This window comes from Oceanisphaera sp., assembly GCF_052084945.1.
Taxonomy (GTDB): domain Bacteria; phylum Pseudomonadota; class Gammaproteobacteria; order Enterobacterales; family Aeromonadaceae; genus Oceanimonas.
Genome location: NZ_JBQDEX010000028.1, coordinates 1 through 15417, shown reverse-complemented (window position 1 = coordinate 15417; position 15417 = coordinate 1). Strand labels below are relative to the sequence as shown.

Annotated in this window: 12 protein-coding genes; 5 read left to right on the top strand and 7 right to left on the bottom strand. The window is 49.1% G+C overall.

From position 1 onward, the window contains the following. Positions 1–52: 52 nt before the first annotated feature. Together ACTHY5_RS04290 and ACTHY5_RS04285 are read right to left on the bottom strand one after the other, a co-directional pair. Positions 53–190 carry a DUF2256 domain-containing protein gene (locus tag ACTHY5_RS04290; protein WP_441876855.1) on the bottom strand — a complete coding sequence of 46 codons (138 nt, stop codon included), beginning with the start codon at positions 188–190 and terminating at the stop codon, positions 53–55. Positions 191–211: 21 nt separating this feature from the next. Further along, positions 212–1564: a DASH family cryptochrome gene (locus ACTHY5_RS04285; RefSeq protein ID WP_441876853.1), complete on the bottom strand. Its 1353-nt coding sequence runs from the start codon at positions 1562–1564 to the stop codon at positions 212–214. 124 nt (positions 1565–1688) lie between these two features. Between ACTHY5_RS04285 and ACTHY5_RS04280 the strand changes: the two genes are divergently transcribed. Further along, positions 1689–3194 (top strand): MDR family MFS transporter, encoded by a 1506-nt coding sequence (locus tag ACTHY5_RS04280; RefSeq protein WP_441876850.1) that lies wholly within the window; start codon positions 1689–1691, stop codon positions 3192–3194. Positions 3195–3295: 101 nt separating this feature from the next. Here the strand turns inward: ACTHY5_RS04280 and ACTHY5_RS04275 are convergent, their stop codons facing one another. Continuing rightward, positions 3296–3559: a DUF4282 domain-containing protein gene (locus ACTHY5_RS04275; protein ID WP_441876847.1), complete on the bottom strand. Its 264-nt coding sequence runs from the start codon at positions 3557–3559 to the stop codon at positions 3296–3298. 226 nt (positions 3560–3785) lie between these two features. Between ACTHY5_RS04275 and ACTHY5_RS04270 the strand changes: the two genes are divergently transcribed. Continuing rightward, on the top strand, positions 3786–4526 hold the full coding sequence (locus ACTHY5_RS04270; RefSeq protein ID WP_441876844.1) for a hypothetical protein: 741 nt from the start codon (positions 3786–3788) through the stop codon (positions 4524–4526). Positions 4527–4621: 95 nt separating this feature from the next. On the opposite strand, the gene mukB is transcribed toward ACTHY5_RS04270, so the two are convergent. From mukB to ACTHY5_RS04250, 4 genes are all read right to left on the bottom strand, one after another. Then, a complete protein-coding gene (gene mukB / locus ACTHY5_RS04265; protein WP_441876879.1) occupies positions 4622–9085 on the bottom strand; it encodes a chromosome partition protein MukB in 4464 nt (1487 codons plus the stop codon). Between the two features lie 23 nt (positions 9086–9108). Continuing rightward, positions 9109–9837 (bottom strand): chromosome partition protein MukE, encoded by a 729-nt coding sequence (mukE, locus tag ACTHY5_RS04260; RefSeq protein WP_441876841.1) that lies wholly within the window; start codon positions 9835–9837, stop codon positions 9109–9111. Further along, the gene (gene mukF, locus ACTHY5_RS04255; protein ID WP_441876838.1) at positions 9818–11143 is read right to left on the bottom strand and encodes a chromosome partition protein MukF; all 1326 of its coding nucleotides are present in this window, start codon (positions 11141–11143) and stop codon (positions 9818–9820) included. The genes mukE and mukF overlap by 20 nt, the downstream gene beginning before the upstream one ends. 141 nt (positions 11144–11284) lie before the next feature. Further along, entirely contained in the window at positions 11285–12106 is an 822-nt protein-coding gene (locus ACTHY5_RS04250) for a methyltransferase domain-containing protein (protein ID WP_441876836.1), read from the bottom strand. 79 nt (positions 12107–12185) lie between these two features. Here ACTHY5_RS04250 and ACTHY5_RS04245 point away from each other — a divergent pair, with 79 nt between their 5' ends. The 3 genes from ACTHY5_RS04245 (at position 12186) to pfkA (ending at position 15068) form a co-directional block, all read left to right on the top strand. Further along, entirely contained in the window at positions 12186–12995 is an 810-nt protein-coding gene (locus ACTHY5_RS04245; protein ID WP_441876876.1) for an ElyC/SanA/YdcF family protein, read from the top strand. Between the two features lie 278 nt (positions 12996–13273). Beyond that, positions 13274–14035 (top strand): triose-phosphate isomerase, encoded by a 762-nt coding sequence (tpiA, locus tag ACTHY5_RS04240; RefSeq protein ID WP_441876834.1) that lies wholly within the window; start codon positions 13274–13276, stop codon positions 14033–14035. 70 nt (positions 14036–14105) lie between these two features. Further along, on the top strand, positions 14106–15068 hold the full coding sequence (pfkA, locus tag ACTHY5_RS04235) for a 6-phosphofructokinase (protein ID WP_441876831.1): 963 nt from the start codon (positions 14106–14108) through the stop codon (positions 15066–15068). Positions 15069–15417 lie beyond the last annotated feature (349 nt).

Sequence of the window (15417 nt, the reverse complement as noted above, 5' to 3'; positions counted from 1 at the left end):
AAAGGGGTCGGAGTCAATTTAGCGCATTAAGCTAAACTGACTCCGACCCCTTTTATGTTTTCTTTGCCCCCGCACAACGCTTAGAGCAATATTTAACCTCTGGCCAATTGCGCTGCCACTTTTTACGCCAGCTAAAAGGACGTTGGCATACTGGGCATATTTTTGACGGTAAATCGGATTTTTTTATCATTCACAGCCCTTAATACTGGCGCTATAACGACTCATTTAAACCAATCGGCCAATCAGCCGCATCCACAGAATCAAGCATCTCCATATACAATCGCCCTTGCCACTGCGCTATAAAGTGCTCTTGGGGATCATAAATTTGGGTTTGTTTATCAAGATTAAAATGCCTTCCTCCTCTGGGATCCGCCCCCACACCGGCAATATATTGCCAGTTCCCCCAGTTAGAGGCGACGTCATAATCAATGAGTTGCTGTTGAAAATAAGCCGCGCCAAATCGCCAATCTAAGCTCAGTTCATTAACCAAACAGCTGGCCACAATTTGCCGACCACGATTCGACATATAACCGGTAGCATTCAATTGGCGCATACAGGCATTAACCAAAGGGTATGGCGTACGACCTTGGCACCATTTTAGAAAGCGCTCAGCATAAAAGCTGGTTAATGGTCGCTGTTGAGCCATGCCCTGAAAAGAAAATAACTGCGCACCTTGCACACGGGCTAACCACTGAAAATACTCTCGCCACCACAGCTCAAAACCAATCCAGTAGCTTGACTCATTAGCACCATGTTGTGCCTCGTAACGAGTAAGCTGCTGCCATATTTGACGAGTTGACACATTGCCACTGGCGAGATAAGGGCTGAACTTAGTGGACTGCGTCCAACCATCTAGGGCATTACGGGTCTCTTTATAAGTGCTCGCTGCCTGCTGACTAAAATAGGTGTTAAGGTGCGCCATTGCCGCTTGCTCCCCGCCCTTAAAAAGGGGCGACTGAACTTGAGGAGCCGTTTCATATTGTGCATATAAATTAGTAAAGCAGACAGGGGCGCTGGCTAATGTGGCAACGGGGGGAACTAAGGCGTCTAATAATAAACGACAACAAGGCTGTGGCTGAATGCGCTGTTTTTCTAACTGTTTTCTAAACCGTGAAAAAGTCGCCAATGCCGGCGCGCTAATATCTAGTTGCTCAGGTTCAAATAAGGTTGAATTCCATTGCGCTTGAAAGCGCACCTGCGGAAAAGACTGGGCAAGATAGTCCCAGTTTCGTTGTTCAAACCAGCCTATTTGCTCGGCACTGGCAACTTGGTTAATCTGATGCTGAGCAATGAAGTCACTGATCTCGTTAACCGTATTACCTTCTAAAATGGTTAATTGATGCCCATACTGGCGAAGTTGTTGGTCTAGACTCGCCAATGACGACACTATAAATGCCCAGCGATGTTGCCCTATGCTTTTGTGCTGATAATTCGTTTGTTTAAACAAGCTTGGGTCAATAACATACACAAAGGCAATGTGATTGCTGGTCATTAAGGCACGGCTTAATGCCGGGTTATCTTGTAAGCGTAAGTCATGGGTAAACCAATAAAGTGTGTTTGTCATACTGTGATGGCCCTATACCAAGGCGGTGTATCAGCTAACAAGGTGCGTTACGCTGCAACCGTGTGAATGGCGATTGCCTTTTTTAGACTCACCAAATTATACTCAAAAAAATAACGGAGTGTCAGTGACTCAAACAGCCAACCCCCATCGCCCTTTCATTTTAGCCGCACTCATGTTGTTTATGATGCTGGCCGCCATTGATGTAACCATAGTGTCGACGGCTGTACCACAAATAGTGGCCGATTTAGGCGATTTCTCGTTATTTACTTGGGTATTTTCTATTTATTTGCTAACCCAAACCGTGACCATTCCGCTTTACGGAAAGCTCGCAGACTTATACGGGCGAAAACCCATATTACTCTTTGGTAGCGGCTTATTTTTATTGGGCTCAGTCGCCTGTGCTCTGGCGTGGGACATGCCAAGCCTAATTGTCTTTCGTGGCATACAAGGCTTGGGCGCTGGCGCCATTATGGCCACCGTTAACACCTTAGCAGGCGATCTATACTCGGTGGCAGAGCGCGGCAAGGTGCAAGGCTACCTGTCGAGTGTATGGGGAGTAGCGGCGATATCGGGCCCAGTACTGGGGGGCACCTTTGTTGAATACCTCAGCTGGCACTGGATTTTTTTAGTGAATCTGCCTATTGGTCTTATTGCTATGGCGTTGCTTAGCCTTTATTTAAAAGAAGAAGTGATTAAAAAGCGCCACCAAATCGATTACTTAGGAGCGGCCAGTATTCTAGCGGGCGCCACCAGCCTTATTTTTGCTCTTATGCAAGGCGGCACCGCTTGGCCTTGGTTGTCGACGGCCAGCATCACGGCTTTTTTTCTCTCGGCTGTGCTTATCGCTTTTGCCATTTGGACGCAAACGCGTGCCGCTGAGCCCATTATGCCGCTGTGGCTATGGCGACACCCCGCCATTGCAGGTGCCAATCTGGCTATGATTGGCATGGGGTTTATTTTAATGGTGCCCACGGCCTATATTCCCACCTTTGCTCAGTCGATTTACGGGCTCAATGCCATTAGCGCAGGCTTAGTACTGGCCGCCATCAGTATTGGCTGGCCCACGGCTTCGACTTTGTCGGCTAAGTTATATTTGCGTATCGGCTATCGTAATACCGCCCTTATTGGCAGCGCCTGTATTGTGCTGGCCACCATCGGCTTTTTAAGCCTGCCCTATCAAGCACCCATTGCATTAATTGTATTGGATCAAATACTCTTGGGTGCCGGTTTTGGTTTGCTGTCTACACCCTTATTAGTGGGGGCACAGGCCTCCGTTGACTGGCACCAGCGAGGCGTAGTCACAGGCGCGAATATGTTTGCTCGTTTTTTAGGCCAAAGCTTGGGCATAGCACTGTTTGGCACCTTATTTAACGCCCACCTAGCCCAGCAATTAACACAGGCTCCCCGTGCATTACAGCCGTATTTACCTGAAAATATTGATCAGGTTGTGAGTCAACTACAACAAGCGTCACTCACCAGTGATATTGCCAGTTACTTACGCCATGCCGTATTTAATTCTGTCTCTGGTTTATATATCGGGCTGGCAATAGTGGCCTTGGTTATTTTAATCATAGTGCTATTAAGCCCAAGCGAATTTAGCCTGACGGCAAAACGCTCACGCGCTCAATAACAAGGATAAAGTCATTTATTTTGCCGCTCACCTAACAAAAACGGCCAACATTGTAAAATGTCGGCCGTTTTTAAAACAACATATCGTTGATATTGCGTTACTTAGTCACTTTGCTTATCCGCAACTTTCTGTAAGTTAGCGTTTATTTTAAACAGCACTATCATCAGCTCACACCAGATACGAGCAAATACCGCGCCAGCAGCTGCAATAAACAGCCCCTTTAAAAAGCTGCCAAAAGTAAAACCGTTATAACCAATAAACATGCTGCCAAGGCCCGAAATAACCGCAGATAACAGTAAAATCCAATATACAATTGTAATAATCTTTGGCGTCAACATAGCGTCAAAGAAAAACAAATTTCTCATGATAGTCCCTTAATAAAATAAAACGGCTTGTTATTACTATAACGACCACATTATGCATTAATTCACTATTAATACAAAGCCACTGGCGTTAAGTAACCGAAGAGCCTGTTCTCTCACAATACCAAGCAAAAAACGGGACTTTACTCATCAACTGTCACTACAGTGTAACTAGCGCTAGTATAAAAGGACACCTAAGCATATCTCTAGCGACTTAAAGGATGCGAATATGTCTAACTACAGATTAACAGCACTAACCCAAGGCGCTACTTTGGCCGCCGTCACCTTACTGCTGCCCAGCATGGTAGTGGCAGGTGGCGAAGCCGTTATGGTTGCCAGCGCACACCCCATGCAAGCTGAGGGCGTGGCAAAGGGGGCTGAGCAAACCAGCATGACCATGACCTGGCAGGATGCCAATAACATGCGCATCAACTTTGCTGACGACTCCAACACTTACCTGCTGATGCGGGATGGCAAAGCCTACACAATTAGCCAAGAAGATGGCGAGACACTGGTAATGGACATGCCCAGCATGGGTGGCATGTTCAAAGCCATGGGTCAGGCAATGAATAAAGATCATAAAAATGGGGACCCATTTGGCAGCATTGACTCAGTGACTGCCACGCAACAAAGTGAAACCGTGGCTGGCATTAAAGGCAAGGTCTATAACATGACGTGGACTGAGCCCGACGGCACGCAACAGTCAGGCAAAGCGGTACTTACCAGCGATCCCCTAACGGTAGAAATGACCCAAGCTTATATCAACTACATGGGAGCCATGCTTGGCAGCGACCATGTTCGGGCCTATCAAGAGGCTCTGCCAAGCAATGCCACCGGATTATTGCAAATGGCCGATCAGTTTTATGTTGAATCCATTCGTGCCACCGACCCTGCCGCCTCCTTATTTGAGCTACCCGCCGAGCCCATGGATTTGCAAAGTTTAATGGGAGATTTAATGGGTGAACAATAAGCTAACAATAGCAAACTAATGCAAAGGACATATAAAAAGGGGTCGGGGTCATTTAGCTGACTGCGCTAAATTGACTCCGACCCCTTTTAGTGTCGTTAGCCTGCAAACCCTTTTAAGCCAATCACATGCACCTGCTCTTGGTTGCCGTGCACTTTGCGAATAAGCTTATAAGTGGTGCCTTTTTCTGGGCTAATATTTTCAGGCGCGGCTATCAGTAGTTGCATATCTTGGCGCTCACACAGCTCAAACAAAGTCGCAATAGAGCGAGTATCAAGACGTGCCGCTTCATCTAAAAACAATAACCGACAAGGTAATACTTCTCGACTGCGCAAATGGCGCGATTCATCTTCCCAGCTTTGCAGCACCATTAATAAAATGGCCTGCCCTGTGCCTATGGCTTCACCGGTTGATAGCGCCCCACTTTCTGCGCGCAACCACCCATCACTGCCGCGCAGCACTTCAACATCTAAGTCTAAATAGTTACGATAATCTAATAGCGCCTGACCTAATACCTGTGGGCTACGATCACCTTGTTCTAACTGAGGGTTTAAACGTTGATATAGCTTGCCCATGGCCTCAGAGAAACTCAGCTCTTGGCTGGCAAACAAATCTTGATGATGACCTTGAGGATCACTTAAGGCCGTTAATAAACGTTGGTAATTCTCACGCATATTCACGTTTAAGCGCACTCCGCCCACCAAACCAAAGCGGATATTTTGTAACCCCTGATTAAGCTTATGGATCCGGTTTTGCTCACGGCGAATAATAGTATTAATCTTGGCCGCCACTTCATGAGACGACAAAGATAACTGGCCTTCACGCTGTTGCAGCTCATCAGCTAGTCGGCCCAGCTCAATTTCCATTTCCTCTAATGCTTCCACCGGATCGTCGGCTCGAATAATATCGTGACGAATACGCGCTTTAAGGTGGTTAAACACCAGAATATAAAATTGCACTTTTTGTAGGGTATTGCGCTGGCCTTCACTTAAGCGCAGGGCGTCACGTAGCTCGTCATCATGTGCGACCGCCACGCGCAGCGCCCCTAGCGCTTTATCAGAAATAGAGCGCAGTTCGTCGGCATCTAAATAAGTCAACTCTGGGCGGGCTAATCGACGCTCAACATCGTGATCTCGCGCCAGCCTAACCACTTTTGCCCAGTTAGCTTTATGAGTGACTAAGGCTTTACGCGCAGCAAAATAGCCTTGGCCGTCTTTACTTAACCGCTGGCTTAAGGATTCCACTTCGCGCTGACTCACTTGGCGTTGTGCCTCGGTTTGACTGCGCTTGCTGCGGGTATGCACCAGTTCATTTTCTCGCTCGCGCTTAGCCTGCAAGGCTTTCTCTTCCATATCATCAGACAAGGTAATGCCCAAGGCTGCAAATTCGTCGCAAAACTCATTTAGCGTTTGGCTGCGGGCATCGTGCCCAGTTGCAATAGCCGTGCGTGCTTGCAAAGCCTCTGTCACTCGGCGACTCAGTTGTTCAAGCTGTAACCCCGCCTTACGACGGGTCGCTTCGGCTTGTACTAACTTAGCTTTTAGGCTGTCGTTCATGGCACTGCTTTGATCTAATAATTGCTCGGCATCGGCATAGGCAAAATGCGGCAAGCGAGCCACTAATTGTGTTAAGGCATAGGTGCGCGCCCGCGCATCACTTAGTTCCTGCTCTAATGCCTGCATATGAGCTTCTAGTGCAGCGCACTCTTCTGGGTCTTGGCGTAAGACTTGCACAAGCTCTCGCAGACGCCCCAAGGTTTGCCCGTGGGCGGCCATAAAGTCTCGAGCCGCTAGCAAACTGGTTTGTTCGGCCTGGGCCGCAGCCAATTGCGCTTGGGCATTGGCATGTTCCGACTCGCCAAGCTGATCGGTTAACGGCAATAAACCATGCAAGAGTGTTTGTTGAGCCTGTAGCTGCTCACGCTGGGCTTGCCACTGCAAGCGCTCAGCTTGGGTATCTGTAAGGCGCGCTTCTATGCTGGCCTGTTGTGCGGCTAATTCTTTAAGGGCAGCTTCAGGATCTTCCCCAAATGCCAGCTGCATACTTTGGCTCACAAACTCACTTAATTGATGATATAAGCGACTTTGTTTTTGTTGGGTAAAGGCCGCGTCTGCATACTGGCTATTCACGGCTTCTAACTCAAGTTGCAGTTGCTCAACTTTAGCTTCTCGTGCTGCACGGCCAAACAAGGGCTCTGTGGTAAAGCGCGAATAACGTAACTGGCGCTCGCCGTTTTTCACCCAAATTGCATTACCCAATTCAGTGGCATGCAGTATGTCTTCATCAAAGGCGTCTGGGTTACCTTGAATAAGATAGACATCATTGGGGCACGACTCCAGTGCTTGCAATTGCACCAGTGCAGCCTGTGGGTCAAGCACTACTATCGCATTGCGCGCCGGCCCATACAGGGCTTCGTAATAAGGCGCGTCATCAACACTAATATCGTCATAAACATCGGCTAATAGCGTGCCACCAAGCTGTTCACACAGCGCAATTAAGCCTGCGTCAGCGTCACTGCCACTTTGTAAGCCACGGATTTGCCGCTCTAACTGCTGCTTGTTTGATAGTGCTTGCTGCTTTTGCTGCTCGCCGCTGTGCTCAGCACGCAATGCGTGTTGCATGGCAGCGGTAACCTCATGACTATCAAGCAACGGCAGAGCTGATAACTCTCGCAGCCTGGCTAATTGCTGTTGAGCTTTATGCCATTGGGGCGCTTGGCCGCGTAGCTTAGTCACTTGTGGGGCAATATGCTCAAGCTGTGCCTGTTGTTGGCGCTGGTCATCGCTACATTGCGCTAGCTGCTGCTCTAGCTCCGCTTTTTGTTCATCCAGCTGTGCAAGCTGTGTGCTCAGCGCGGCCTCGTCGCTAACAGACAGCCCCCACTGCGTTAACTCACGTTGCAATGCTTGGGCTTTTTCGCATTTATGTACCCCTTGTTCAGCTTGGTTTAATTGCTGACGAATGCTGCTTTCTCGGCTTAAGAGCGCTTGGTATTCACGGCCTTGCTCGAGTAATTGGTTGGCTCGGCTAAAGGCTTGGCCGCGCTCTGCATCCGTATCTATTTTGTGTAGCAATGCCAATGCCTGATCAAACTGCGCCCGCGCCGCTTGAGCCAAAGACAGCTGTTGGCCGTGCTCAAGTACGGCTGTGGTCAGCTCTTGTTCACGCGTTTGGTGCGCTTGTTCTTGCGCTTTGGCCTGCTCGGGCGTGAGCTCAGGTAAGGCACAAATCACTTTAGCCTCACCTAAGGCGGTACGCGCTTGGCGGTATTGAATGGCACGAGTTTGTTGAGTATCTAGCGCTTGCTGATAATCGGCCAGCTGCGTTTTAAGGCTATCAACCTCTTCATCTGCGCCGAGTTTGGCCTCGTTAGCCATTTGATGTTCATCTTCAAGCTCAGCCAAGATGGCTTGTTGAGTCGCCAACTTGTCGGCCAGCTCGTCTAGTTCGTGCTGATAATCTTGAATTTTTTCATTTAATTTAACGCCACTGAGCACCCGAGATAAATGCTCAGAAGCCATATCAAGCTCGTCGGTCAGCATGCGCTCGCGCGCCGCTAAATGTTCTAGCTCATCAGCCAAGTAAATCAGCCGTGCTCGCTCTTCAGCTAAAATAGTACGCTCGTGATTTAGCGCTTTACGTGCAGCCAGTGCCTGCTCTGATAACCGCTGTTTTTCAGCGCTATGTCGCACATAGTCTGCCGCCACATACTGAGTAGTTTCGGTGATCAGTTGGCGAAATACATCCCGTTGGCGCTGCGTTTCGCGAATGGCTTCTAGGGTGCGACGGTTTTCAAAAATGGCCGCTTCCATATCATTAAACGCTTGGCGAATACCGGCATTTTCTGGCAATAAGTAATCTTTTAAGCTGCGGCTAATAGTGCTAGAAATACCGCCATATAAGGAGGCTTCAATTAAGCGATAAAACTTGACCCGATCACGCTGATCTTTTAATTTGCGTGGCGTCACACCCACATCAAACAAAAAGTTATGATACTCGGTCACCGTATTAAAGCGTGTAAACTGTAACTCTGCCGCCTGTACTGCCGCTTTTAATTCATTCAGTGAGCGCACTTGTCCTCGACCATCTTCAAGCTCGGTCAATAACAGTTCAGTGGGCTTAATATGACGACGCTCATTCACTCCACGTACGCTAAAAGCCGTTAAATTGACTTTATTATCGCGATTGGCAACCTGCTCTAAGTGCACACCAAACCACACTCTTTGTCCCTGAGAGGTGTCTATTTCAATAAGTGAGTAGCAGTTTCCGCGTTGCAACTTACCGTATAAGCCTTTATCGCGGCTGCCGGTTTGGCTACCCGCCTCTGTGGTATTACGAAAGTGCAATAAGCTTAAATCAGGAATAAGCGCGGCAATAAAGGCCGCCATTGTGGTGGACTTACCCGCGCCATTACCGCCCGATAAGGTGGTGACGAGTGTGTCTAGTTCAAAAGTGCGAGCAAAAAAACCGTTCCAGTTCACCATGGTGAGTGAGTGAAACTTACCCCGGGCAAAAGGCGCAATGTTAGCATCTTGCTCAGGCGCGGTGCTGGGCAGACTCATATCAGTGGATTCAGTTATCAGGCTCACAGCTCATCCTCTTGCTCGTTTGGTTGTTCAGTAAGATCACGCGCTGCTGACTCAGACTTGTCATCGTCAAATCTTGTCTGCTCACCGCCTGCTGCGACGGCTTCGCCATCTCTTATCATGCGTAATTGCAATTCACGGGGATCTTCGTCGGTACGTACATCGGCGGCAAAACGAAATACCGCTTCACTAATGCGAAATTTATCTTGGCTGCCCACGCTACTGACCATGCCAAGACGCTTAAGACGACGAATGGCGCTTTTCAGCTTGTCTTGCAGCTTTCGCCTGTCTAAATCACTGCCACCGGCACGCTGATTAACCATGCGTAACAAAGCGGTTTCGTTGGCCAACGTCAGTACTTCTTCTTGCAAGTCGAGCAGCGAAAATACGCCTTCGTTGATTAAGCGATCGGGGCTTAAATAGAGATAACACAGTACTTTACCGACTAGCATTTCTAGTTCCGATAAAATAGCGGTATTTATCTCACTGCTTGAGCGAGGTCGTAAATAATAAAACCCCTCAGGTGCGCGCACTAATTCCACTTGATAACGTTGATAAAAAGCTTCTAATTCGAGATAAAATTCTTGCAGCAAAGAGTGGGCTTCTAACTCATCGGCACTAATATGGCGGCCAGTGCGCAATTTGCTGTCGAGCGCCGGAAATAATGGATTAGCAATCGCTTGCGCAAGCTTAGGCGCGAGCGCCAGCTCAGTATTGGTCGATAACATGTGCTTGTACCTCGGCCCCGTGGGCGTTAATGCGTTGCCAGTCTGGCTGAGCACCACCCAGACACTCAACATTGGCATGGCCTAGTTTCACTGCTTCATCAATCAGTAAACGGGCAATATCAAAGTGTTGGTAATGCGGAAAATCTTCTAAATAGGTTTTAAGTACCGCGGCCATATCTAGCGGTTGGCCAGTGTCGGCAAACTGTTGTAAATAAACTTGAATGCGCTGTGAGAGCTCGGCGCTTACATCTACCATTTCTTGGTATTCCAGCTCATCGGGGAGCACCCCAGTCACTTCTTCTGCATAGGCGGCCAGTGTTTCTGCTCTTAATTCAAGCAAGGGCTGGGCCTGTGCCACGCGCAGCTGCCAGTTGTGTTGTTCAAATTGGCGAATAGACTCACGCAGGCGCTGGCTAAAGGCGCGATTTTTGTCCATGTCGATGGCGGTACGAATAAAGCGATGTACGTGTAAGTCGTAGCGGGCCCACAGCTCAATACATTGGCTGCCCCATAAGGTAATGGCATCTAACTTGGCTTGTAGCTGTTGGCATAAAGGAGCCAAAACCTGGCCGCGGTTTTGTTGTTGTAATCGCTCTTCTATGGTGAGCAAACTCAATTGCAAACCATGGCCGGCATTGTCTAGGGTATCTTGCAGCTCGCGCAGGGTGTGACCGGTTTCACGCAATAATTGTTCACAGGCGCTAATGGCTTCGTGCCAGTTTTTATTGAGCAAGGCGGCAATATTGGCTTTTACCGCGTTTTGCTGCTCGTCCATCGCCCGCTGGGTGTCATCAATGCGCGCCAGCTGATCGGCCACCGAATACGTGAGTCGTCCGGCCACCTCTTGTTGCCATTGCTGCTCATCAGGATCGGCGGCTATGGTATCGGCGATTTTGTTTAAGTCTTGGCTAATTTGCTCAAGCTGCAAAGATAATTTAATTTGGTTTACATCGCGCTGGGCGATAAAGAACTCAACAATAGCGACCCCTAAACGAGTTAACCGATACAGGCTATCGCCCTCACTGGCGTCGGTTTGAAAGCGACTGAGTAGCCGCTGGCGCACCAGATCATTAATGGCATTATTGCCACGACTCACTAAGGTGTCTTCTGCCAGATTAAAGCCATGACTCACAAAACTAAAGCCATGCTGTAACTCAGCCTCGCTCAACTGAGCTTGCTCACCTTCTTTACTAAAAATGTGAATGGCCAGTAAAAATGCCAACCGCTCTGGCGGCAAGTTGAGCTGGCATTGCTCTTCTTCTACCCAGCCAATCCAGTCCGGCAGGGTGCGAGACATTTGTGTCATCTTGAATACTCTCTTTATCCCCTGCGGGGAGCTTTATAAAGCTGAAAGCTAAGTGCTGGGCGCAGTGTTGCTGGGCGCTCGGCGCTGTGTTCTATCTTAATCTATCAGCTTGGTGCTTGGCGCTAGGCGCTGTGTTCTATCTTAATCTATCAGCTTGGTGCTTGGTGCTCGGCGCTTGGCGCTTTTCTTAGCAACCACATGTATATAGCGGCCTAGGTGCATAAAGGGCTCTTGTTTGGCGTGGGCTAACTCCATGGCAATAACTTCATCGGCATGCTCTATACGAAACTGTTTTTCTACCATATAGTCGTGGATCACCCGCACACCACTGCGGCTGGTTATAACAAAGCCAAGGTCATGTAACCAGCCATAAACTTGCGGCGGCCGGCAAGGCCAGCCAGGAGTCAATTTTTGACGTCGTTTTTTGACTAAATCGGCATAAACATAATCAAAGTGCCCCATCACCAAGCTATGATATAAGAGCCCATCGCGGTTATAAAACATCAAAGATAAATGACCATCATCCACTAATAAAGCATGTAAACAGGCTAATAAATTCGCTTGCTCTGCTACCCACTCTAAAACGGCGTGGCATAAAATAATGTCAAACTGCCCCACCTCGGCCACGGCTAACGACTGAATAGGCCCGTGAATAAAGCTAAATTGCGACAATATCCCCTTGTCACGGGCTTGCTCGCGAGCCAGCGCCAGCATTTCACCTGACAGATCACACAACACCACTTGATGCCCAAGCTCAGCAAGAGGTTGCGACAAGGGGCCAAAGCCACCCCCTGCATCTAAAATGCGCAAGGGCTTATCTTTAGGAAATTGAGCCAATAATGCATCTAAATCGCGCTGCACCACAGCCACGCGAATACGCCCTTTGGTGGTGCCATAAATATTGCGCGCAAAGGCCTGCGCCTTGCTGTCAAAATTGGTATTAGGGTGTGTATTAGGCTGCACTGCATCTTTCTTAACGTATTAGGGGGCGCTATTCTGTCATAATCAATGGGCTTAACAAATGGGTGCGTGCGTGCAAACGATGTTTTTGGCGAAAAAATGGCTAGGTAGCTTATTATTACCCCTGCCTTTACTGCTGTTCTTGGCTTTTTTAGGGCTGATAGTGTGCTTTCGACACCACAAAGGCGCGGGTAGCACGCTAATAGCGCTGTCGTTATTGTGCTTATGCCTGCTTTCTACTCGCCCTGTGGCCAACGCGTTAATCAGCCCGTTGGAGTCACGTTATCCGGCATACTTAGCGCATCATTCATTGCTGCATCCCACCACGCTGCCACAAGATATTATTGTGCTGGGCGCCGCCCAAGTGGCCGATACGAGCTTGCCCTTGTTAAGCCAGCTGAGCAATGCGGGGTTAATACGCATAACCGAAGGCGTGCAACTAGCGCATGCCAACCCTAATGCGCGACTTATTGTGAGCGGTTATGCCGGTGGCGAAGGCCGCACCAGCGCCGAGTTATACGCCGAGGTGGCACGCACTTTAGGCATTAATAAAGCGCGTATTGTGATGCTACCCACACCCAAAGACACCGCTGAAGAAGCAATGGCCATTGCGCCCTTAATTAACGGCCGCCAAGCATTATTAGTCACCTCAGCCAGCCACACGCCCCGCGCCATGGCGTTATTTCACCGCCAAGGCGCCACTCCCATTGCAGCTCCCGTGGGGCACCTAGCAAAAGAGAGCCAAGCTAAACTGCCGCTATATAGCTATTTGCCCAAAGCCCGTTATCTAATGCGCAGCGAAACCGCATGGCATGAATATTTAGGCCTGTTAAAAGAAGCCATCAGCCCCAGCGCCGAGCGCCCTGCGCCAAGCACCCAGCTAAAACATTAACGACTCATTTTGCCACGGAACGCACAGAAGGGTTCAAGAACAAAAAGTAACAAAGCAGTTGATGGTTAAGATCTTCCCCTCCCCCACCCTTTGGCTTTTACTATTATCGCTATTTTTCAGTGTTTTTCTGTGTATTCCGTGGCAAATAGCGTCTTTGGCTTCGATCTTTATCTGAACGCTTACAGCTAACAGCGCCCGAAGGGATGGCCTTGCTAGAGTCCTGCCTTTATACTGCCGTTATTTATTGCGTTATTTATTGCATACACAAGGGTTAAAAAATGACACAAACAACACGCCAAACCTTAGTCATGGGAAACTGGAAGTTAAATGGTAACAAAGCCATGGTCGCTCAGTTAATAACGGCCTTACAAGCTCCCGCCACACAACACCCTAATGTGGCCGTTGCCGTGTGTCCGCCCGTGTTATTTTTAGGCCAAGCGCAGGCATTATTAACCGACAGCCCTATTGCATTGGGGGCACAAGATGTTGATATCCACGACCAAGGTGCATTTACCGGCGAGAACTCGGCGCACATGTATGCTGAGTTTGGTGTGCAATATGTATTAGTCGGCCACAGTGAACGTCGTACCCTGCACGGTGAAAGTGACGCTATGGTGGCAGCGAAATTTCGCGCCGCCCAAGAGGCAAACTTAACCCCCGTATTGTGTATTGGTGAAACCTTAGCGCAGTTTGAAGCCGGTGAAACCCAAGCCGTAGTAGAGCGCCAGTTACAAGAAGTGATAGCCCACTGCGGCATTGAGTCTTTTGCGAACGCCGTGATTGCCTATGAGCCCGTTTGGGCGATTGGCACCGGCAAAACCGCCACCCCAGAAATAGCCCAAGGGGTGCATGCCGCCATTCGCGCCTTTTTAGCCAACCTAGATGCCAAGGTGGCCAACTCAGTACACATTTTATACGGCGGTTCTGTTAAAGGATCCAGCGCAGCAGGGCTATTCTCTATGGCTGATATAGACGGCGCCTTAGTGGGCGGTGCTGCCCTGCAAGCCGACGAATTTGCCGCCATTATTAGCGCAGGTTAATCACCTTGAGCCTATTAGGCTCAATATTCGCGGTTTTATTAAAATAAAAAACACATAAGAGAGTACATACATGATCAAACGCATTGGCGTGCTCACCAGTGGTGGCGATGCACCGGGAATGAATGCGGCTATTCGCGCTGTGGTGCGCGCAGGCCTGCATCATAATGTAGAAGTGTTTGGCATTCGCAGTGGTTACAAAGGCCTTTATCACGATGAGATAGCCTTATTAGAGCGCCACTCGGTATCGGATGTGATCACCCGAGGCGGCACCTTTTTAGGCTCGGCGCGTTTTCCTGAATTTAAAGAAGAAGCCATACGAGCACAGGCCGTCGCTAATTTAAAAAAGCACGCCATTGATGCACTGGTGGTCATTGGCGGTGATGGCTCTTATATGGGCGCCATGAGCTTAACCGAGTTGGGCTTTCCGTGTATTGGTATTCCGGGCACCATAGATAACGACATTGCCGGCACCGACTTTACTATTGGCTTTGACACCGCGCTTAATGTGGCGGTAGAAGCCATAGACAGACTGCGTGACACTTGCAGTTCACATAATCGTATTTCGGTGGTGGAAGTGATGGGCCGCCATTGTGGCGATCTCACCTCTTCTGCGGCAGTCGCCGGCGGCGCCGAATACGTGATTGTGCCTGAGGTGGCCTTTGATCAAGACGAGCTTATTCAGCAAATTCACCAAGGGGTGGCGAAAGGCAAAAAACACGCCATTGTCGCCATTTGTGAAAATATGTGTGACGTCAACCGCTTAGCTTACGACATTCAAGCCGCCACCGGTCGCGATACCCGCGCCACCACCCTAGGTCATATTCAACGTGGCGGCAGCCCCACCGCACAAGACCGTATTATGGGCAGCCGCATGGGCGCGCGCGCCGTAGAGTTATTACTGGAAGGTTATGGCGGGCGCTGCATGGGCTTACAAAGTAATCATATTGTGCATCACGATATTATTGATTGCATTAAGCACTTAAAACGCCCCTTCGACGAAGAAATGTACCAACTATCCAATACCTTGTTCTAACGCTTTCGGAGAGCTATACGTCTCACGCTTTACGCCATACGTTAAAGAAAACACCGGTTTGGTTTTACGTAGGGCGTATGGCGGATAACGTACAGCTGTCTGTACCCCTTTGGGGAGCGGTACGTCTCACGCTTTACGCCATACGTTAAAGAAAACACCGGTTTGGTTTTACGTAAGGCGTATGGCGTATGGCGTATGGCGTATGTCGTATGTCGTATGTCGTATGTCGTATGTCGGATAACGTACAGCTGTCTGTACCCACTCCCAAGTCACTAATCACCGTCTTTTCCAATTTTATCTCTATTTTTCTGTGGGTTCCGTGGATTCCGTTGCTCATCTCTGGGGGTAG

Excerpts from the sequence above, each read along its gene's own strand:
- ACTHY5_RS04290 (WP_441876855.1), bottom strand. The coding sequence starts at position 190 with ATGATAAAAAAATCCGATTTACCGTCAAAAATATGCCCAGTATGCCAA.
- ACTHY5_RS04285 (WP_441876853.1), bottom strand. The coding sequence starts at position 1,564 with ATGACAAACACACTTTATTGGTTTACCCATGACTTACGCTTACAAGAT.
- ACTHY5_RS04275 (WP_441876847.1), bottom strand. The coding sequence starts at position 3,559 with ATGAGAAATTTGTTTTTCTTTGACGCTATGTTGACGCCAAAGATTATT.
- ACTHY5_RS04270 (WP_441876844.1), top strand. The coding sequence starts at position 3,786 with ATGTCTAACTACAGATTAACAGCACTAACCCAAGGCGCTACTTTGGCC.
- mukB (WP_441876879.1), bottom strand. The coding sequence starts at position 9,085 with ATGAGTCTGCCCAGCACCGCGCCTGAGCAAGATGCTAACATTGCGCCT.
- mukE (WP_441876841.1), bottom strand. The coding sequence starts at position 9,837 with ATGTTATCGACCAATACTGAGCTGGCGCTCGCGCCTAAGCTTGCGCAA.
- mukF (WP_441876838.1), bottom strand. The coding sequence starts at position 11,143 with ATGACACAAATGTCTCGCACCCTGCCGGACTGGATTGGCTGGGTAGAA.
- ACTHY5_RS04245 (WP_441876876.1), top strand. The coding sequence starts at position 12,186 with ATGTTTTTGGCGAAAAAATGGCTAGGTAGCTTATTATTACCCCTGCCT.
- tpiA (WP_441876834.1), top strand. The coding sequence starts at position 13,274 with ATGACACAAACAACACGCCAAACCTTAGTCATGGGAAACTGGAAGTTA.
- pfkA (WP_441876831.1), top strand. The coding sequence starts at position 14,106 with ATGATCAAACGCATTGGCGTGCTCACCAGTGGTGGCGATGCACCGGGA.